An 18,895-nucleotide genomic window follows, 5' to 3' on the forward strand; every position below is an offset into this window, starting at 1 on the left:
CGATTACGAGGACCCGCTTCGCGGGCACGACAACATGACCCTCGAAGCGCGCCGGCTGCCAGCCTGGAAGCTCGTCGTGTTCGCCAATCATTTCGCCGAGCGCGGCGCCGTGGCCGAAGCACTCGATCTCTATCGCCGCGCGATCGAAGTCGGCACCGACGACGCGCTGCTCTACAACACCGTGGGCCGAGCCTTCGAGGAATTCGCGCGCATCGACGATGCGATTCGCTGCCATCGGCGGGCGATCGAGATCAACCCGTCGCTGCACGAGGCGTACAACGATCTCGGCAACGCGCTGCACGCGAGCGGGCGAGCAGCCGAAGCGCACGCCGCTTACGAAGCCGCGCTCCGGCTTGCACCGCGCAACGGGTCTTACTACCGCAACTACGTGCAGGCCAAGCGCATGCGGCCCGGCGATCCGCTCCTCGCCGTCATGGAACAGCTTGTTCAGGATACCGATCGAACCCCGCCGGAAGATCGCACCGAACTGCATTTCGCGCTCGGACTCGCGCTCACCGAAGCGGGCGAGCGCGAGCGGGGCTTCGCGCATCTCCTGCAAGCCAACACGCGGCACCGCCGCCACGTCGACTACGATGAAGCCGCCACGCTCGAACGGCTGGCATCGATCCGAAACGTATACACGCACGATGCTCTGAGCCGCCGGTCCGGCGAGGGCGATCCTTCGAAGACGCCGATTTTCATTATCGGCATGCCTCGCTCCGGCTCGACGCTCGTCGAGCAGATTCTCGCGAGCCACCCGCAAGTGGTCGGCGGCGGCGAGCGTGTCGATTTTTCCCGCACGCTCGACGAAGCCGTCGAAGCGATCCGCGCGACGGCGGCGGGCAATGCAACCGTGACGGAGGAACACGCAGGTTCGCCGCCAAGCGAGCTCGATATGCTGACGCCCGAGCGGCTCTCCGCCATCGGCGCCGCCTATCTCACGCGGCTCGGTCACGCGGCAGCCGGCAGGAAATCGTGGCAACGCATCACCGACAAGATGCTGTTCAATTTCGAGCTCGCCGGCGTGATTCACCTCGCGCTGCCGAACGCGCGCTTCATCCACACGCGCCGCTCGCCGGTCGAGACGTGCCTGTCGTGCTATACAAGGCTCTTCAAGGACGTGCCCTTCAGCTACGACCTCGGCGAACTGGGCCGCTACTATCGCGCGTATCACGAGACCATGGCGCATTGGCGCGAGGTGCTGCCCGAAGACGTGCTGCTCGACGTGCAGTACGAGGACGTCGTCGACGATGTCGAGCGCGAGGCGCGCCGCGTGGTCGCCCATTGCGGGCTCGAATGGGACGACGCTTGCCTCGCGTTTCACAAGACGAAGCGGCCGGTCTCGACCGCCAGCGCCACGCAGGTGCGGCAGCCGATCTACCGGAGCTCGCTCGTCTACGAGCGGCCCGATGCGGCGTCGATCGCGCCGCTCATCGATGCGCTGGGGCCTGAACTGGCGGGCTCTTGCGCGCACCACTCGCCCCACATCCGCCGATAAGCGCCCTCGACGCCGCGCGCAAAGCGCTCGCCATCCATCAGCGGCGAGCGCTCCATCCGCGCCCTCAGTCCCGCGCGCAGCGCCGCCAGCCGCGGCCGATCGTTCGCCAATTGCACGGCGATGCGCACGTATTCGTCGTCCGATTGCGCAGTCAGTTCGGTCAGGCCCAGATTCGCAAGCTGACTCAGGCCGCCCCGACCGACCGCCGTGCGTCCGGCGCGCGTCACGACGGGCACCCCCATCCAAAACGCGTCGAGGCTCGTCGTGTGGCCGTTGTACGGAAACGTGTCGAGTGCGAGATCGATCTCGTGATAGGTCGCGAGGTACGCTGCGCGCGGACGGAATTCGCAAAAGCTCACCCGCTCCGGCGCGATGCCGTGCGCCGCGAGCCGCGCGGTCAGCCGTGCGCGCGCCCTGCCCGGCGCCGCCATCAGGACCAGGCGCGCATCGCTGACTAAACCGAGCACGCCGGCCCATAGCCGCAGCGTGTGGTCCGTCAGCTTGCAGGTGTTGTTCAGGCAGCCGAACGTGATGTGGCCGGTTTTCAAGGCCGGCGGCGAGTTGACGTCGAGTGCGCCGGTCAGCGGGTCGTAGCACCAGAACGAGTCGGGTAAGCGGATCGAGCGCTCGCTGTATTGGTTGTCGACGTACAGCGCGTCTTGTGGGTCGAGCCACGGGTCGGTCAGGCGATAGCCGATCGCGCCGCTGCCGGTCGTGCCGGGGTAAGCGAGCCAAGCGACCTGGACCGGCGCGGGCCGGCGCGCGAACAGCAAGGGACGGCCATTCGCCATGTGCATCGTCAGGTCGACGAGGATGTCGATCCGATCGTCGCGGATGCGTTGAGCGAGCTGCTCGTCGTCGAGTTCGGCGACCTCGCGCCAGACATCCGCGTGGGCGGCAAGCCGGCGCGTGTAGTCGTCCGGCCGCGCGACGCTCGAATAGCAGAAGATCTCGAAGCCCGCGTGATCGTGGTGCGCAAGCAGCGGCGTCGTGAACAGCGTCTGGCAGTGGTCGCGGAAATCCGCCGACACATAGCCGATGCGCAAGCGCCGCGACGGCGCGCGCTCGTTCGCATAGGCCGGCAGCGCCGCACCGTCCGCACCATCCGCACGAAAAGGCGCCTCGTGCCGCTCGGCGAAGCGCAGGCATTCGTCGCGTATTGCGTACCCGTCCTCGCTCTGGAACGTCAGCGCATAAGCCAGGTTGCTGTGCGCGATGACGTTGGCCGGGTCGTGGGCGAGCGCGCGGCGATAGCAGTCGATGGCCTCGTCGAGCGCGCCGGTGTCCTTGAACACATTGCCGAGATTGTTGTGGCTGACCGCATGCGTGGCGTCGACCGCGAGCGCCTTGCGATATTGCGCCTCGGCTTCGTCCAGGCGCCCCAGCGTGCGCGCGAGATTGCCCGCATTGTTCAACGCCGCCACGAACGACGGACGGATGCGGATCGCCGCGGCGAACGCCTCGCCCGCCGCCGCATACTCGCCCAGCGCCTGGCAGACGTTGCCGAGATTGTTGAAGGCGTCGGCGTGGTCCGCTCGCAACGCGGTCGCAGCGCCGTATTGCAGCGCGGCTTCCGGAAGCCGTCCGAGCGCTTGCAGGATGTTCGCGAGGTTGTAGGCGGCCTCCGGAACGCGCGGATCGATCGCGAGCGCGCGCTCGAGCGCCGAGGCGGCCTCGCCGAACTGGCGCCGTTCGCCGAGCGCGACGCCGAGATTCACGAGATGCGCGGCCACGCCCGGCTCCGCCGCGATGGCCTCGCGCAGCAGCGCGATGGCGTCGTCGATGCGCCCGCGCGCCTGAATCAACGTCGCGAGGTTGGCCAAGGCGCTCGCGTAGTCGGGCCGCACCGCCAGCGCGCGGCGATACGCGTCTTCGGCCGATTCGAGCGCGCCACGCAGGCGATGGCAGTTGCCCAGATTGTTGAGCGCGTCGAGATGCTGCGGCTCGCGCGCGAGAACGGCCGAGTACGCGTCGATCGCCCCCTGCCACGCCCCTTTGGCCTGCAGCACCGATGCCAACGCAAACCACGCATCCACGGATTCCGGCTGCTGCGCGAGCACGCTGTGATAAGCGGCGGCGGCCTCGTCGAGACGTCCGAGCGCGGCGAGAATCTGGCCTTTGCCGATTCGATAGCGCACCGCTTCCGGCTGCTGTTCGATCGCGCGGTCGAGCCACGCGAGCGCATCGCCGCCGCGCCCGGCTTGCCACTCCAGAATGCCGGTCCGGAACATTGCTTCATGGTGGTTGGGCTGGGCAGCGAGGACTTCGCGGTAGAGGACGCCGGCCGCCACAAGGTCGCCGGTGAGGTGCCGCGCCTTGGCCTCTTCGAAACGCGCGTTGACAGGCTCGTCGACAGACATGGGAATCGCCTTCTCTCCAATTCAGGACAGAAGGGGATTTTAGAAGGCAATCGAAGATTCAAAACGCGGAACTGCGGCCAATTCGGGCATTAAACGCGGCGGATGTTTAACTGCGCGTTACAAAGCCGAATCCGCGGAGCAAGATTTGTCGCACATCTTGGGTAAGGAAAAAATCGGGCCGATCGAAGGCCCGCTCGTATCAATTGCCAGGTAATCATGTGTAATATTCGGCCTTTTATTTAAACCGTTTTAAATGGCCTGGCCGGTGCTGCGAGAAACAACAACAAGATTGGCGGTATCCGTCCGTCCCGCCTCGTCCGCTAGGCCGGCCCGGCGCGCGGCCGCGCTCGCCATCGTCGTTCTCGCCGTGTTCGCGCCACGCGAGGCCGCGGCCGAGGACGTCTGCAAGGTCATCGGCGAAACACCCGCGCGGCCTGCGGTCGGCCTGGTGCTGTCGGGCGGCGGCGCACGCGGCTACGCGCACCTCGGCGTGCTCAAGGTGCTCGAGGAAAATCGCATTCCGGTCGATTGCATCGCCGGCACGAGCATGGGCGCCGTGGTCGGCGGCCTCTACGCGAGCGGGATGAGCGCGGCCGAGATGGAAACGCGGCTCGAGAACGTCAACCTCGCCGACATCGCCTTCGACGTGAACGAGCGCTCCGAATTGCCGCAATCGCAGCGTGAGGACGAGCGTCTCTATGTGGGTAGCCTCGGCTTCGGGCCGGATGGCGTGAAGCTGCCGGCCGGTCTCGTGCAAGGCAACCGCTTCCGCGCGCTGCTGCAGGACTGGACCGCCAGCGTGCCCGGCAACCAGCCGTTCGACAAACTCCCGATCCCGTACCGCGCGATCGCGACCAACCTGCGCACCGGCGACAAGGTCGTGCTGGACCACGGCTCGTTGCCGCTGGCGATCCGAGCGAGCATGGCGCTGCCGGGGCTGTTCGCGCCGGCGGACATCGACGGCGTCACGCTCGTCGACGGCGGGCTCGTGAGCAACCTGCCGATCGAAACCGCGCGCGACATGGGCGCGAGCGTGGTGGTCGCGGTCGATATCGGCTCGCCGCTGCGTCCGCTCGATGCGCTGTCGTCGCCCGCCGACGTGATGCAGCAGACGCTCGGCATCCTGATCCACCAGAACGTCGCGCGCCAGCGCGCGCAGCTCACCGCGAGCGACGTGCTGATCGAGCCGTCGCTCGGCAATCTGAGCTTCACCGACTTCGCCAATGCGCGCGATGCGATCGCCGCGGGCGAAACCGCCGCTCGCGCGGCCTTGCCCAAGCTCCAGCACCTGGCGCTGTCGCCCGACGCGTACGCGGCCTATCGCGCCGCCCACTCGCCGCTGCCCGCCGTGCCGATTCGCGTGACGAGCGTAGTCGTCGAATCGAACGGCGGGGTGCCGCCCAAGCGCATCCTCGACCACCTGCACGTGAAGCCCGGCGACGTCTACGACCCGGCCAAGGTCAACCAGGATCTGCAGGCGCTGACGACCTCGGGCGACTTCGAGAGCGTCACGCAGCAATTGATCAACGACGGCGAGGATCACCGTCTCGTCATCGATGCGCGCGAAAAATCGTGGGGGCCGAACTTCCTCTTGTTCGGTCTCGGCATGTCGAGCAGCTCGGACGACCAGGGCGGCTTTCGCGTGAATCTCGGCTACCGCCGCCCGTGGCTGACGCCGTCGGGGCTGGAGTGGCGCGTCGACAGCATCCTCGGCAGCGATTTGCTCAGTCTCCACACGGAATTGCGCCAGCCGCTGTCGACCTCGTTCGGCTACTACGTCGCGCCGTACGCCGAGTTCCAGCGCCGCTTCGCGAACATCTACGACAACGACACCGGCTTTCGCCTGAACCAGTACCACATCCAGACCGAGCGCGCGGGGCTGGATTTCGGCGTGCCGCTCGGCCGTCTCGGCGACTTCCGCATCGGCCTCGCCTATGCCCACGCCTACGGATCGCCGGTCTACAACAGCTTCGACGACGCGGGCGACAACGCGCTGATTTATCCCGACTTCTACGGGCGGCAAGTCACGGCGCGCGCCCGGCTCGTCATCGACCAGCTCGACGATCCGCTGTTCCCGCGCAAGGGCTACTTCGCCGATCTGCACGTGGAGCGCAGCGCGTTCGGCGGCAGCGACCGGTTCACGGAGCTCTACGGCAAGACCATCGTGGCCGCGAGCCTCGGCCGGCACAGCATCAACGCGAGTCTCGAGGCGGGGGCCGACATCGGCGGCGTGAACGTGGTCAACCCGCTCGGCTTCACGCTCGGCGGCTTCCAGCATCTGTCCGCATATGCCGCCGACCAGCTCTCCGGCAATTCGCTGCTCTACGCCCAGGTCACGTATCTGAACCAGCTGATGACGTTCAACGTGGCGCCGCTGCGCGGCCTCTTTGCGGGCGTGAGTATCGAAGCCGGCAACGTCTGGGACCAAGGCGACAGGTTCGGCAGCGGACCGCTCAAGCGCAGCGTCACGTTCTTTTCGAGCGTGACGAGTTCGTTCGGCCCGCTCTACGTCGGCATCGCGCTCGCGCCGGGCGGGCGGCGCAACATCTACTTCCAGCTCGGTCACACGTATTGACGCGCCTCAGGGCCGGTTCACGCGTTCGCGCCGCCAACGGCCCCTGACCTGCTCAAATCTGATTCCCCGCCGGCCAGCTGAGCTCGAAGCGCGCGCCCGGCAGCGTCAGCGGTTCGGTCGCGACGATGCGCCCCCTGTGCGCGTGCAGCACCTGCCGCGTGATCGCGAGCCCGAGCCCGTAGCCGCCCGTATTGCGATCGAGCCGCACGAAGGCATCGAAGATACGCTCCCGCTCGGTGGGCGCGACGCCCGCGCCATCGTCCTCGACCGCGATCTCGACGTTGCCGTGCGCCATCGCGACGGTCACGAGAATTTGCGAGTTCGCGTATTTGCCGGCGTTGCGCAGCAGATTGCGCATCGCGTACGACATCAAGCGCTTATCCATCGCCACGCGCGCGCCGCGATCGATCTCGACTTGCAGCGTGACCGACTTGTCGCCGTAAAGCAGATTGGCCTCCTTGACCTGAGCATCGAACCATGCGGCGAGCGGAGTCGGCTCGAGATGCGACTGCAGGGACAGGTATTCGAGCCGCGCGTAGGTCAGGCTCATCGCGATGAGTTCGTCGAGCTCGGTGATGTCCTGCTCGATGCTCGTCACGGCGGTCTCGTACTCATGCGCCGACGACGGCTCGCGCAGGATCTCGAGCGCGAAGCGGGCGCGCGCGAGCGGCGTGCGCAATTCGTGCGAGATGCCGTTGGTCAAATCGCGCTGCGCGGCGATCAGCCGTTCCATGCGCATGGCGAGCGCGTTGAGCGTACGCGCGAGCGGGCCGATGATCACGCTGTGCGATTCGCGCGCGCGGGTGTTGAAGCGCCCGCCCGTGAAGTCGATCGCGCGCTCGCGGACCATCACCAAATCGAGCCAGATCGGCCTGATCCAGCGATAGGCGGCAAGCGCCGGCGCGCCGAAGGCCACCAATGCGAGCGCGGCCGCCCCGCCCGGCAGCGCTTCGAGCGCGTGCCGGACGACGCCCGGGCTCAAGCCAGCCGCCAACACCGCGAACGTGCAGATCAGCACGAGCAGCACGAGGCCGAGCAGGTTGAGATAGGCCCGCAAGTACAGCTTCGACCAGCTCGGAATGCGGTCGGCGCGCGTGTCGGTCCAGGTCCGCCGAAAGCGTAGCCAGCGCCACTTGCAATAGCGGAAAGCGGAAAGTCGTCGAGTTGGGTTCGGGGTCATGAAGCCATCTCAAAAGCGTGGCAAAGGGTCGCGAATTGCCCAATTGGACTAGGCATCGTCAGGGATCGAATCGGATAATTCTCGCTTTTTGGCGGCAATCTCAGCCGCTCTCGCGCGCATCCCATCATCTCAAAAAGACAGGAGTCCGTGCGATCGACATAGGTGAGGAACGGATGTTGTCAATGGACGCCGCCTGGCGTGAGTGGGTCAATACGAATGTCGGCCGCGGTTGCACGGTGCAATCGATGGTCGACGCCATGATCAAAAGCGGATTCGACGCCGACACGGCCGATGCTGAGGTCCAAAAAGCATTCGACAGCCATCACAACGGCAGCGCGGCGCCAGATGAGGCTCTGGTTGAAGTCCCCAACGACGGCGGCACAGTTGCGGCCAAATCCACGATCGAGGTTCCGGCCGGCGGTTACCACTACGACAAGGTCCCCGTCGCAAGCGGCAATGTCATCCATGCTCACGATCGCGACGTCAAAGTCCTGATGCGAGTCGCGAAGCCCCAGGTGATCGTATTCGGCGACGTTCTCTCCGACGACGAGTGCAACGAGCTGATCGAGCGCTCGCGCCATAAGCTCAAGCGCTCGGGTACCGTCAATGAAGAAACCGGCGAAGCCGACATTATCCCCGCCCGGACCAGCGAGGGTACTTGGTTCAAACCTTGCGAAGATGAATTTATCGAGCGCATCGACAAGCGCATCGCCAGCCTGATGAACTGGCCCTTGGAAAACGGCGAAGGCCTCCAGGTCCTGCACTACGACGTCGGCGGCGAATACCGGGCGCACTTCGACTACTTCGCGCCGGAACAAAAGGGGAGCGCCGTCCATCTTGTACGCGGCGGTCAACGCGTATCGACGCTCGTGGTCTATCTTAACGACGTGCCGGAAGGCGGCGAGACGACCTTTCCGAGCGCCGGCATCTCGGTGGCCGCCAAGCGAGGCAGCGCGGTGTACTTTCGATACATGAACGGCTTCGGGCAGCTCGATCGGCTGAGCCTTCATGCAGGAGCCCCCGTGATTGCCGGCGATAAGTGGGTCATGACGAAGTGGATGCGCGAACGGAAGTACCGCAGCAAGTGACACCCAACGTCATCCCCTACTCCCACGCCACTTTGCTGAATTGATAGCCCTTGCCGCGCACGGTCTTGATGCGCTGAGGGTTCGCGGCGTCGTCGCGCAATTTGCGGCGCAGCTTCGAAATGCCGCCGTCGACGGTGCGGTCGAGCCCGTCGAACTCGATACCCCGTAATTCACGCATCAGGTCGTCGCGGGTCACCACCTCCCCCGCGCATCGCACCAGCGCCCACAGCAAGTCGAATTCGGCTGACGTCAGATCCGGCGTGCTGCCGTCGGGGAGCGTCGCCGTGCGCGTCGCGCGGCTGATCGTGAACTTGCCGAAGCGGAAGCTTTCCGGTTCGGCCGCCGCCTCGCTCGCGCGCACCGGCGCCCGCCGCAGCAGCGCCTTGATTCGCGCAAGCAGCACGCGTGGCTCGACGGGCTTGTGCACGTAATCGTCGGCGCCGAATTCGAAGCCGAGCACCTCGTCGAACTGGTCGTCGCGCGCGGTCACCATGATGATGAAGCCGTCGAAATGTTCGCGCGCCTCGCGGCAGATCTGAAAACCATCTTTGCCCGGCAGGTTGACGTCGAGAATCACGAGATCGGGGCGGCGCTCGACGATCGCGGGCACGGCTTCGTCGCCATGCAGCACGACATCGACCTCGAACTCCTGCTTGCGCAAGTAGCCCGCGACGAGCGCGGACAGTCGACTATCGTCTTCGACGAGCAAAATCCTGAGTGGCATGGCAATGTGGTTCGATGCGGATGGGCTTGACGCCATCGGCCGATGGCTGCGGACGGCGGCTTTCAAAGCGTGCCGCGCAGTGAGACTGGACGCGATGGCGAATTTCTAATTTCGAGATGATACGACAGCGCGCATGCCGCATCGCCGTGTGTCGTGGCGCCGTTGGCAGGAAATGATGCCAGCTCGGCATTTGGGAAGCCATCGTTCTCGGTAAAGTGGCATTTCGCGATTCTCTTCTGGAGCAGCCATGCCGCAAAACGATGCCACCCATGCCGACGCCGCGCCAATTCGCATCGCGATGGTGCTGTTTCCACGGCTCACGCAACTTGATTTCACCGCGCCGTTCGAGGTGTTCGCGCGCGTGCCGGGCGCCGAGGTGTCGGTGGTCAGCGAGATGCTTGAGCCCGTCGTGTCCGATACCGGCCTCGCGATCCTGCCCACTCACACGTTCCAGACGGCTGGCGCCGCCGACGTGCTGTTCGTGCCCGGCGGGCCGGGGCAAATCGAGCAGATGGCAAACGCCGCGTTGCTCGACTACCTGCGCCGCGCGGCGGATGGCGCAGCCTGGGTCACGTCGGTGTGCACCGGATCGCTGCTGCTTGCGGCGGCGGGCCTGCTCCAAGGCTATCGAGCGACCTGCCACTGGCTGTCGATCGATCAATTGAGCCTGTTCGGTGTGGAGGCGCAGCCTAGCCGGGTTGTCGTCGATCGCAACCGGATCACCGGCGCAGGCATCACATCGGGGATCGACTTCGCGCTCGAAGTCGTCGCCAAGCTGCGCGGCGACGAATTGGCGGAACGTCTGACACTGCAGCTCGAATACGATCCCGAGCCGCCGTTTCGCACGGGCAATCCGCGCGTCGCGGATGCGGCACTGGTGGATGCCGCGCGGCGCAAGGCGGCGCCGATGCTCGAAGAGCGCCGGCGTCAGTCGCTGGCTGCGGCGGCGCGGTTGGGTTTGCGTCCCGATGCGGCGCCAGAGTGAGGTGACGCCGGCCGCGCGAACTCCTCCGGGTCACCACGGCTGTGCTCAGGCGACTTCGCGCAACGTCTCCGGATCGAACACGAGTTGCACCAGCGTACCCGGCGCGTGCAAATCGGCCGCGGACCGGTTCAGCACGTCCACCGACAGCGCCACGCCCGACGCCCGCACGCGATAGCGGATCACGTTGCCGAGCAGGCTGTGCCCCTCGACCTCGCCGCCAACGGTCAACCCCACAGGCCGCGCGTCGGCAGGCACGAGGCGGATCGACTCAGGACGGATCGCCACCGGGTTCGCAAACGGCTGCTGCAACAGCGCGCCGGCATCGGCGGCATCGAGCACGTTGTAGGCGCCCATGAAGCCCGCCGCGAAGCGGTTGGCGGGCGAGGTGTACAGCGCTTCCGCCGAGCCGCTTTGCACGATCTGCCCTTGGTTCATCAGCACGATCCGATCGGAGATCGTCAGCGCCTCCTCCTGATCGTGGGTGACGAAAATCGTCGTCAACTGCAGCTCCTGCTGAATGCGCCGAATCTGCTCGCGCAGATGCTTGCGGATGCGCGCATCAAGCGCCGACAGCGGCTCGTCGAGCAGCAGCACGCGCGGCCGCGTCACGAGCGAGCGCGCGAGCGCGACACGCTGGCTCTGCCCGCCCGATAACTGCCGCGGGTAGCGTCCCTCGAAGCCGTTCAGCTCGACGAGCGCGATCGCCTCGGCGACGCGTTTCGCGATCTCGCCCGCTTCCACCTTTTGCATGCGCAGCCCGAACGCGACGTTCTGCTCCACCGTCATGTTCGGAAAGAGCGCATAGCTCTGAAACACCATTGCCACGCCGCGCTTTTGCGGCGCGACCGGTACGACGTCCTTGCCTTCGATCAGAACGCTGCCGCCGTCCACCGGCGTGAGCCCGGCGATGCAGCGCAACAGCGTGGACTTGCCGCAGCCGCTCGGGCCGAGCAGCGTCACGAGCTCGCCGCGCTCGGCCGCGAAGTCGATGTCGCGAAACACGGACGTTTGCCCGTACGCTTTGTTGAGCCCTTGGACGTTGACGAAACTCATGACGATTGCCCTTCGGATTTGTCGCGCGCGAGCCGGGTCATCGCCCAGGTCGACAGCAGCACGAAGACGAAATAGGAGATCACGATCGCGCTCGTGAAATGGCCGCTGTCGTTGCGCATGTTGTTCAGATAGACCTGCAGCGTTTCGTAGGTCGTGCCGACGAGCAGGTTGGCGAACACGAATTCGCCGATCAGGAACGAGAACGACAGAAACAGCGCGACTGTCAGCCCTTTCTTCAGATTCGGCAACACGACGAGCCACGCGGCTTGCGCCGTGCTCGCGCCGAGCAGATGCGCGGCGTCCATCAGATCGGGCAGATTGATCGCCTGGAGGTTGTTGCCGATCGCGCGATAGATGAACGGCAGCGCGATCGTGAAGTAGCAGCCGATCAGGATCCACGGCGTGCCGACCATCGCCAGCGGCCCGTCGCCGTACAGCTGCAGCAGGCCGACCGACGACACCACCGGCGGCACCGCGAACGGCAGCAGGATCAGGATGTTCATCACGCCGTCGAGGCGCGGAAAGCGGTAGTGGATCACGAACATCGCCGGCAGCACGAGCACGACGCTGGCGACCAGCGCCCCGCCGCAGACGATCAGCGAGCGCGCGAACGCCATCAGAAAGCGCGGCTCGCTCCACAGCGTGACGTACCACTTGAGCGTGAGCCCGCTCGGCAGCACGGTCGCGCCCCATTCGGTCGCGAGCGAATACAGGAGCGTCGCGACGAGCGGCAGCGCCAGCACCGCGAACAGCGCGCAGACGACCGCGCGATGCCACAGCGCGTGATGCGCGCCATGCTGCGGCCGCTTTGGCGCGGCCACAGCCATCGGGGCCGAAACGTCAACGCGCGACATGGTAGCTCCTCTTCAGCAGCCATTGATGCACGATCGTGACGATCGTCATCAAGCCGACGAGCACCATCGCCAGCGCGCTCGCCATGTTCGGATCGAGCGACGTGTCGCCGGCGACGAGGCTCGAGATGCGGATCGGCAGCACGTTGTAGTTGCCGGTCGTCAGCGCATAGACGGTTGCGTACGCACCCAATGCATTCGCAAACAAAATGACGAACGTGCCGAGCAGCGCAGGCGTCAGCACCGGCAGACCGATATGGCGCCAGAACTGCCAGCCGCTCGCGCCGAGCAGCGAGGCGGATTCACGCCAGTCTTCACGCAGCGCGTCGAACGCGGGATACAGCAGCAGCACGCCGAGCGGAATCTGAAAGTACGTGTAGAGGATGATTAGGCCCGTCTTCGAGTACAGGTTGAAATCCTGCATCCAGCCCCACCGACGGAGCAGCAGCGTGACGCACCCGTTGAAGCCGAGCAGGATGATGAACGCGAACGCGAGCGGCACGCCCGCGAAATTGCTCGTCATATTGGAAAACGCCATCACGACGTCGCGAAAACGTCCTCCTGTCTGCCGCAGCGAATAGCTGCCGAGCACCGCGACGGCGAGCCCGATGAGGCTCGACCAGGCGGAGATATCAAGGCTGTGCCCGATCGCCTGCCGATAGAACGGCGACGACACCGCATCGAGATAATTCTGCGCACTCCAGCCGCTATCGATGAGCGCGCTGTGCACGGCGACCCAGACGAGCGGCGCGATCTGAAACACGCAGAACACGACTGCAAACGGCAGCAGGCAAAGCGCCGCGAGCCACTTGCCGGATTTCGCGGACGCCGCCTTCATCGCTTGAGCAACGCCTCGCAGACCGGCTTGTCGTGCTCGACGCCAAGCACTTCGCACAGCGTGCCGCACAAATCGCTTTGACGCGGACGCGCCTGCGGATCGAAGCTGAACGCGTCGCCGAACACGAATAGCGGCACCTCGCGCTCCTCGGGCAGCACGCCGCCGTGCGTGCGGTCGTCGTTCATGCCGTGGTCCGACGTGACGACCACCTGATAGCCCGCTTCGAGCCACGCTTCAAGGTACTGCGACAGCAAGATGCCCGCTTGGCGCGCCGCGTTGCGATAGTGCGGCGAAGCGAGGCCATGCGCGTGCCCGGCGTCGTCGATATTCATCGGATGCACGAGCAGGAAATTCGGACGATGCTTCGCGCGCAGGCTTTCGGCGTCGTCGAAGAGATGCGAATCGGGGTAGTGATCCGCGTAGTAGAACGTGCCGTATTGAATAGGCAGCTCGGGCGCGATCGTGTGGCGATCGCGCGCGGCGTTGAACGGCGTGCGGTTGTAGAGCTCGCTGATCCAGTGATACGCAGCGGCGGCCGTCGTGCGGCCAGCCGCGCGCGCATAGTGGAACACGCTCAGTTGATTCGACAGCCGCGAAACGCCGTTGTGGACGACGCCGCTTTTCACGGGCGGCACGCCGGTCAGGATGCATTCGTACAGCGGCCGCGACAGCGACGGCAACTCGCACTCGAGGCGATACAGGTGCCCTCGCCCCGCGGCGGCGAGCGCCTGCAAGTGGCCGAGGGCATCGTAGGCGACCTGGAAGTTCAGGCCGTCGAGCACTACCAGAATGACGTCGCGTCGCATGGCTGCACTAATACCACTCAATTACTGCATGTTGATGATGACTTGGTCCTGCCAGAGACGCGGCAGGCGCTTGGTCGTCGCTTCCCACGCGGCGGCGTCCTTGATCGGACGCACGTGCGCGTATTCGCTGTTCGGCAGGAGCTTCGCCGTCACGTCGGCCGGCATCGTCAGATGCTCGGCGCGGATCGGACGCGCATAGCCGCGAGCGAGGTTGATCTGACCGGCGTCGCTGAAGATGTACTCACGCGCGAACTTCGCCGCGTTCGGGTGCTTCGCGTACTTGTTGATGATCGTCGTGTAGCCCGAGATCACCGAACCGTCGCTCGGGATCACTACGTCGAAACGCTTCGGATCGATCTGGTCGCGGTAGTTCAAGCCGTTGAAATCCCACACCACGCCGACATCGATCTCGCCCTTTTCGAGCGTCGCGATGGTCGGGTTCGACAGCGACAGGCGGCCTTGCTTCGCGAGCTTGGCGAAGAAATCGAGCGCCGGCGCGATGTTCTTCTCGTCGCCGCCGTTCGCGTACGCCGCTGCCAGCACGCCGTTGACCGCTTGCGCGGCAGTGCTCACGTCGCCGATCGACACCTTGTACTTGCCTTTGAGCAGATCCGCCCAGCTCTTCGGCTCGTCCTGCACCGTCTGCTTGTTGATGATGAAGGCGATGCTGCCGGTGTAGGCCAGCGCCCAGTTGCCGTCCTTGTCCTTTGCCCAGGCCGGGACCTGGTCCCAAGTGCTCGGCTTGTACGGCTGAGCCACGCCCTGCTGCACCGCAACCGGGCCGAACGACGCGCCGACGTCGCCGATATCGGCCGTCGCATTGCCCTTCTCCGCGACGAACTTGGCGATTTCCTGCGCCGAACTCATGTCGGTGTCGGCGTGCTTGATGCCGAACTTGCTCGACAGGTCGCCCCAGGTGCCCTTCCAGTTCGCCCAGGTGTCGGGCATGCCGACGCTGTTGACCTGGCCTTCCGACTTGGCGGAAGATTCCAGCGCGTTGAGATCGGCGGCGAACGCGCTCGCGGCGCTCAGCGCGATGACGGTGCCCAGAAGGGACGCCAGCAGGTGTTTCATTCGATGCTCCTCGTTAATGGTTGGTTATTACGAACGTCGACGAACTTGCTGGGCCGCCTTCGCCCTCGCACACACCGGCGCGGCGCACCCCGGGCGCCAGTTTAGGCGAGACAAAATAATGTGGTCTAGATCAGCAAGATTTCGCGCAGTCTAATTCCGCTCGATGAAATTTCTGTGTCAGCGCTAGACTGTTCGTCCATACTTTCCGAGCTAGGCGCACCCGGCGGATTCGGCTGGTCGGCCACCATCGGAGAAGCAAGCGCAGCATACCGCAGCGCGGTAGAGCCGATGAAAAGATGGTGCACTGTCACAGTTCAGCCATCTTTCACAGGTACGGTGCGAATTAAGCGACGGAGCAAGAATCGCACAAGAAAATGAAAATTGTGCCCGCCAACGGGCTGGACTATGCCAATTAGAGATTCAATTCAAGTCGACACGCCAGGAACCGCGGCGCGCATCTGCCGCGCGCTGACAGAGCAGATCGACCGTAGCCTGCTGCCGCCCGGCAGCCGCCTGCCCGCCGAGCGCAAGCTGAGCGAACTGTTTACGACCACCCGCATCACGTTGCGCGAGGCGCTCGGCCAGCTCGAGGCGCAGGGCCTCATCTATCGCGAGAAGCAGCGCGGCTGGTTCGTCGCGCCGCCGCGCATTCTGTACGACCCGCTCAAGCGCACGCACTTCGAGGCGATGGTTCGGGAACAGGGACGCGAGCCCGGCACGGAAGTGCTGGCCGCCGAGCTGATTCCAGCGAGCGCGGCGATCTGCGAGATGCTCACCCTGCCGGCGCTCTCCAGCGTCATCCAAATCCGCCGTGCGCGCTCGATCGATGCGCGCGCCGTGCTGTACGTCGAGCACTATCTGAATCCCGCGTACTTCCCGGGGATACTCGATTTCGACTTGCGCCAGTCGCTGACCGGGCTCTACGCAAGCGAATACGGCATCCGTTACGGGCGCGTGCAGTTCGCCATGGTGCCATCGGTGCTGCACCGACAGGCGGCCGCGCCGCTGAAGGTCGCCGAAGGCACGCCGGCGCTGCACATCACGCGCGTGAACTGCGACCAGCACGGGCGGCTGATCGACTGCGACCTCGAGTACTGGCGTCACGACGCGATCCGCGTGTGCGTCGACGTACCCGATCGGACCGACATCTAGCGCCTTCGTGTTCAGGTCTGGAGAATCGCCAGGCGCGCAAGCGGACCTAGGCGATTCACTATTGTGTGCGTTCCTAAACCAAGCGGTCACGCCCGGTGTCTATAATCGAAGTCGCAATTCCCCCCTCACCGTGCGAAAACATCGACATCGCAAGCGTTTCGCGCGGCTTCCCACTCGCAGCGCACGCCTAGGAGACTGAGTATGACTATCCGTATCGGAGAAGAAGCGCCCGATTTCACCGCTGAAACGACTGAAGGACAGATCAAGTTTCACGAATGGATCGGCGACAGCTGGGCCATCCTCTTCTCACATCCGAAAGACTTCACCCCTGTTTGCACGACCGAGCTGGGCTACATGGCCGGGTTGAAGCCGGAATTCGAAAAGCGCAATACGAAGATCATCGGCCTCTCCATCGATCCGGTCAGCGATCATGAGAAATGGGTGGGCGATATCGAGGAGACGCAGGGGCATGCGGTCAACTATCCGATGATCGGCGACCCGGATCTGATCGTCGCGAAGCTTTACGACATGATCCACCCGAACGCGAGCGGCGCCGCCCCGCGCACGGCAGCCGACAACGCCACCATTCGCTCGGTGTTCCTGATCGGGCCGGACAAGAAAGTGAAGGCGATGTTCGTCTATCCGATGAGCGCGGGCCGCAATTTCGACGAAGTGCTGCGTCTGCTCGATGCGCTGCAGCTCAACGCCAAGCATGGGGTGGCGACGCCCGTGAACTGGCGCCCCGGCGACGACGTCATCATTCCGACGTCCGTTTCGGATGAGGATGCGAAGAAGAAATTCCCGCAAGGCTTCAAGACGCTCAAGCCGTATCTGCGAGTGGTGGCGCAGCCCAAGTAAGCCATCGGGCAGCGTATCTGACAGTGGATTGTTGAATCAAATCCGGGCGGTGGCGCGGCAGCGAAGATTGCAGCGCCACCGCCCGCCTTTTTCGCCCTATCGCTAAGCGATGCTAAGCATCGACCATCCGCGATATCAGCGTTAAAACCGCTTCATGATCTCCGATTCGAACGCCGCGTTCCGTTCTTCGGCGGCCTCGATCGGGTCCATCGACTCGTCGACGAAGAACTCGGCGCGCTCTGCCAACGATCTCGTATCGTCGTAGCCGCCCCCCTCGTCATCCTCGTCCGGCGGCTGCAGCATGTCGCGCAGCATGGCTTTCAACTCCGGCGTGTCCCACTTCTTGCCCTGCTGCTTGCGGACTTTTATGTAGTGCCTCACTTCAGCATCCTGCTCGGGCGTCAAGGGAAGCCCGCGAAAGGTACGGCCTGGGTCGATATCAGCCATGATTTCCTCCAGCAATCCGCTCGTTCATGCCGAGTGTAGCGCTAATTCGTATGCGTAAGAACAGGGTAAGCCTATTCCCCTCGTGAGCGCAATTGGTCATAAAAGTCCGTCAATGGCTTGCAATTCGCATTGAAGGCGACTAGCAAAGACAGACTCCCCCGCTCAACTTGTGGCAAATAGCGTCACGCAGAATGACCGTTTTTGACATTGAGCCGCGTGCTGCGCGCGCATAACCTTAGGCCGAACCGCTTAGTTACGAACGAGCGTGCACAAGCCGCAAACGGCTTGGCACGGCGGCTTGGCACGATACCCCCGGCCACTTTGCCCTCGTTGTTTCGAGGCCCGTTTCGACACATTACGCTCCGCTTCGCCCCTATTCGATCGACACGCTCGACCATTCAGCCATGACTCCAGCCCAACCTTTCAGCAACTCCCCAGGCGCGCGCTTCCGCGCCGCCGTGGCCGCCGAAGCGCCGCTTCAAGTCGTCGGCGCGATCACCGCTTACGCCGCGAAAATGGCCGAGGCCACGGGCTTCAAGGCCGTCTATCTGTCCGGCGGCGGCGTCGCCGCGAACTCGCTCGGCGTGCCCGATCTCGGCATCAGCGCGATGGAAGACGTGCTGATCGACGCGCGCCGGATCACCGACGCCTGCACCCTGCCGCTGCTGGTCGACATCGATACCGGCTGGGGCGGCGCGTTCAACATCGCGCGCACGATCCGCTCGTTCATCAAGGCGGGCGTCGCCGCCGTGCATCTCGAAGACCAGGTCGGGCAGAAGCGCTGCGGCCATCGGCCCGGCAAGGAAGTCGTCCCGATGGAGGAGATGGTCGATCGCGTGAAAGCGGCCGTCGATGCGCGCACCGACGATCAATTCGTCATCATGGCGCGCACCGATGCGGCGGCGGTCGAAGGTCTCGACGCAGCGATCGAACGCGCGGTCGCCTATGTCGAAGCAGGCGCGGACATGATCTTCCCCGAAGCGATGGCAACCCTCGACGACTACCGCCGCTTCAAGGCCGCGGTCAAGGTGCCGATCCTCGCGAACCTGACGGAATTCGGCTCGACGCCGTTCTTCACGACCGACGAGTTGAAGAGCGCGAACGTCGACATCGCGCTTTACTGCTGCGGCGCGTATCGCGCGATGAACGCGGCGGCGCTCAACTTCTACGAGACCGTCAAGCGCGACGGCACCCAAAAGGCCGCCGTCGAAACGATGCAGACGCGCGCGGACCTTTACAAGTATCTCGGCTATCACGCGTACGAAGACAAGCTCGATGCGCTCTTCGCCGCGAAGAAATGACACCACTTTGAATCTGGAGGACGACACCATGAGCGAAGCAGACAACAGCACGGCAGGCACGCCCGGCTTCAAGCCGAAGAAATCGGTGGCGCTTTCGGGCGTGAC

16 protein-coding genes are annotated in these 18,895 nt (G+C 64.8%); 7 read left to right on the forward strand and 9 right to left on the reverse strand.

Going from position 1 to position 18,895, the window contains the following annotated elements:
- Positions 1-34 precede the first annotated feature (34 nt).
- Complete coding sequence (locus AAHK20_RS16090; protein ID WP_449182462.1) at positions 35-1,498, forward strand: sulfotransferase family protein; 1,464 nt, start codon at positions 35-37, stop codon at positions 1,496-1,498.
- Here the strand turns inward: AAHK20_RS16090 and AAHK20_RS16095 are convergent.
- Positions 1,396-3,858 carry a tetratricopeptide repeat protein gene (locus AAHK20_RS16095; protein WP_449182463.1) on the reverse strand — a complete coding sequence of 821 codons (2,463 nt, stop codon included), beginning with the start codon at positions 3,856-3,858 and terminating at the stop codon, positions 1,396-1,398. The genes AAHK20_RS16090 and AAHK20_RS16095 overlap by 103 nt on opposite strands.
- Positions 3,859-4,111: 253 nt before the next feature.
- On the opposite strand from AAHK20_RS16095, the gene AAHK20_RS16100 reads away from it, so the two are divergent.
- Positions 4,112-6,433 (forward strand): patatin-like phospholipase family protein, encoded by a 2,322-nt coding sequence (locus tag AAHK20_RS16100; protein ID WP_449182464.1) that lies wholly within the window; start codon positions 4,112-4,114, stop codon positions 6,431-6,433.
- Between the two features lie 52 nt (positions 6,434-6,485).
- Here AAHK20_RS16100 and AAHK20_RS16105 read toward each other — a convergent pair whose 3' ends face one another.
- Positions 6,486-7,613, reverse strand: a complete 1,128-nt coding sequence (locus AAHK20_RS16105) for an ATP-binding protein (RefSeq protein WP_449182465.1) — start codon at positions 7,611-7,613, stop codon at positions 6,486-6,488.
- Positions 7,614-7,786: 173 nt separating this feature from the next.
- Here AAHK20_RS16105 and AAHK20_RS16110 point away from each other — a divergent pair, with 173 nt between their 5' ends.
- Positions 7,787-8,701 (forward strand): 2OG-Fe(II) oxygenase, encoded by a 915-nt coding sequence (locus AAHK20_RS16110; RefSeq protein ID WP_449182466.1) that lies wholly within the window; start codon positions 7,787-7,789, stop codon positions 8,699-8,701.
- 16 nt (positions 8,702-8,717) lie between these two features.
- Here AAHK20_RS16110 and AAHK20_RS16115 read toward each other — a convergent pair whose 3' ends face one another.
- On the reverse strand, positions 8,718-9,425 hold the full coding sequence (locus AAHK20_RS16115; protein ID WP_449182467.1) for a response regulator: 708 nt from the start codon (positions 9,423-9,425) through the stop codon (positions 8,718-8,720).
- Between the two features lie 247 nt (positions 9,426-9,672).
- On the opposite strand from AAHK20_RS16115, the gene AAHK20_RS16120 reads away from it, so the two are divergent.
- On the forward strand, positions 9,673-10,410 hold the full coding sequence (locus tag AAHK20_RS16120; RefSeq protein ID WP_449182468.1) for a DJ-1/PfpI family protein: 738 nt from the start codon (positions 9,673-9,675) through the stop codon (positions 10,408-10,410).
- A 45-nt stretch (positions 10,411-10,455) separates the two neighbouring features.
- Here AAHK20_RS16120 and AAHK20_RS16125 read toward each other — a convergent pair whose 3' ends face one another.
- Genes AAHK20_RS16125 through AAHK20_RS16145 form a run of 5 tightly spaced genes read right to left on the reverse strand, consistent with a single transcriptional unit; the run spans position 10,456 to position 15,032 of the window.
- Complete coding sequence (locus tag AAHK20_RS16125; RefSeq protein WP_449182469.1) at positions 10,456-11,463, reverse strand: ABC transporter ATP-binding protein; 1,008 nt, start codon at positions 11,461-11,463, stop codon at positions 10,456-10,458.
- The gene (locus AAHK20_RS16130) at positions 11,460-12,317 is read right to left on the reverse strand and encodes an ABC transporter permease (protein WP_449182470.1); all 858 of its coding nucleotides are present in this window, start codon (positions 12,315-12,317) and stop codon (positions 11,460-11,462) included. Before AAHK20_RS16130 ends, AAHK20_RS16125 begins: the two co-directional genes overlap by 4 nt.
- The gene (locus AAHK20_RS16135; RefSeq protein WP_449182471.1) at positions 12,304-13,152 is read right to left on the reverse strand and encodes an ABC transporter permease; all 849 of its coding nucleotides are present in this window, start codon (positions 13,150-13,152) and stop codon (positions 12,304-12,306) included. Before AAHK20_RS16135 ends, AAHK20_RS16130 begins: the two co-directional genes overlap by 14 nt.
- Positions 13,149-13,958 carry an alkaline phosphatase family protein gene (locus tag AAHK20_RS16140; protein ID WP_449182472.1) on the reverse strand — a complete coding sequence of 270 codons (810 nt, stop codon included), beginning with the start codon at positions 13,956-13,958 and terminating at the stop codon, positions 13,149-13,151. The genes AAHK20_RS16135 and AAHK20_RS16140 overlap by 4 nt, the downstream gene beginning before the upstream one ends.
- A gap of 21 nt (positions 13,959-13,979) precedes the next feature.
- On the reverse strand, positions 13,980-15,032 hold the full coding sequence (locus tag AAHK20_RS16145) for an ABC transporter substrate-binding protein (protein ID WP_449182473.1): 1,053 nt from the start codon (positions 15,030-15,032) through the stop codon (positions 13,980-13,982).
- Positions 15,033-15,437: 405 nt separating this feature from the next.
- Here AAHK20_RS16145 and AAHK20_RS16150 point away from each other — a divergent pair, with 405 nt between their 5' ends.
- Both AAHK20_RS16150 and AAHK20_RS16155 read left to right on the forward strand, forming a co-directional pair.
- On the forward strand, positions 15,438-16,184 hold the full coding sequence (locus AAHK20_RS16150) for a UTRA domain-containing protein (RefSeq protein ID WP_449182474.1): 747 nt from the start codon (positions 15,438-15,440) through the stop codon (positions 16,182-16,184).
- Positions 16,185-16,385: 201 nt separating this feature from the next.
- Positions 16,386-17,042, forward strand: coding sequence for a peroxiredoxin (locus AAHK20_RS16155; protein ID WP_449182475.1), 657 nt, complete (start codon positions 16,386-16,388; stop codon positions 17,040-17,042).
- A 141-nt stretch (positions 17,043-17,183) separates the two neighbouring features.
- Here the strand turns inward: AAHK20_RS16155 and AAHK20_RS16160 are convergent, their stop codons facing one another.
- The gene (locus AAHK20_RS16160; RefSeq protein ID WP_449182476.1) at positions 17,184-17,489 is read right to left on the reverse strand and encodes a hypothetical protein; all 306 of its coding nucleotides are present in this window, start codon (positions 17,487-17,489) and stop codon (positions 17,184-17,186) included.
- 404 nt (positions 17,490-17,893) lie between these two features.
- On the opposite strand from AAHK20_RS16160, the gene prpB reads away from it, so the two are divergent.
- Positions 17,894-18,790 carry a methylisocitrate lyase gene (prpB, locus tag AAHK20_RS16165; RefSeq protein ID WP_449182477.1) on the forward strand — a complete coding sequence of 299 codons (897 nt, stop codon included), beginning with the start codon at positions 17,894-17,896 and terminating at the stop codon, positions 18,788-18,790.
- Positions 18,791-18,895: the final 105 nt, after the last annotated feature.

The sequence above is a fragment of the Trinickia camelliae genome (genome assembly GCF_053525655.1).

Bases quoted from the DNA above. Each gene is read 5' to 3' on its own strand.
- AAHK20_RS16100 (WP_449182464.1), top strand. From the start codon at position 4,112: ATGGCCTGGCCGGTGCTGCGAGAAACAACAACAAGATTGGCGGTATCC.
- AAHK20_RS16130 (WP_449182470.1), bottom strand. From the start codon at position 12,317: ATGTCGCGCGTTGACGTTTCGGCCCCGATGGCTGTGGCCGCGCCAAAG.
- AAHK20_RS16105 (WP_449182465.1), bottom strand. From the start codon at position 7,613: ATGACCCCGAACCCAACTCGACGACTTTCCGCTTTCCGCTATTGCAAG.
- AAHK20_RS16095 (WP_449182463.1), bottom strand. From the start codon at position 3,858: ATGTCTGTCGACGAGCCTGTCAACGCGCGTTTCGAAGAGGCCAAGGCG.
- AAHK20_RS16150 (WP_449182474.1), top strand. From the start codon at position 15,438: ATGCCAATTAGAGATTCAATTCAAGTCGACACGCCAGGAACCGCGGCG.
- AAHK20_RS16155 (WP_449182475.1), top strand. From the start codon at position 16,386: ATGACTATCCGTATCGGAGAAGAAGCGCCCGATTTCACCGCTGAAACG.
- AAHK20_RS16125 (WP_449182469.1), bottom strand. From the start codon at position 11,463: ATGAGTTTCGTCAACGTCCAAGGGCTCAACAAAGCGTACGGGCAAACG.
- AAHK20_RS16115 (WP_449182467.1), bottom strand. From the start codon at position 9,425: ATGCCACTCAGGATTTTGCTCGTCGAAGACGATAGTCGACTGTCCGCG.
- AAHK20_RS16140 (WP_449182472.1), bottom strand. From the start codon at position 13,958: ATGCGACGCGACGTCATTCTGGTAGTGCTCGACGGCCTGAACTTCCAG.
- prpB (WP_449182477.1), top strand. From the start codon at position 17,894: ATGACTCCAGCCCAACCTTTCAGCAACTCCCCAGGCGCGCGCTTCCGC.
- AAHK20_RS16135 (WP_449182471.1), bottom strand. From the start codon at position 13,152: ATGAAGGCGGCGTCCGCGAAATCCGGCAAGTGGCTCGCGGCGCTTTGC.
- AAHK20_RS16110 (WP_449182466.1), top strand. From the start codon at position 7,787: ATGTTGTCAATGGACGCCGCCTGGCGTGAGTGGGTCAATACGAATGTC.
- AAHK20_RS16145 (WP_449182473.1), bottom strand. From the start codon at position 15,032: ATGAAACACCTGCTGGCGTCCCTTCTGGGCACCGTCATCGCGCTGAGC.
- AAHK20_RS16120 (WP_449182468.1), top strand. From the start codon at position 9,673: ATGCCGCAAAACGATGCCACCCATGCCGACGCCGCGCCAATTCGCATC.
- AAHK20_RS16090 (WP_449182462.1), top strand. From the start codon at position 35: ATGACCCTCGAAGCGCGCCGGCTGCCAGCCTGGAAGCTCGTCGTGTTC.
- AAHK20_RS16160 (WP_449182476.1), bottom strand. From the start codon at position 17,489: ATGGCTGATATCGACCCAGGCCGTACCTTTCGCGGGCTTCCCTTGACG.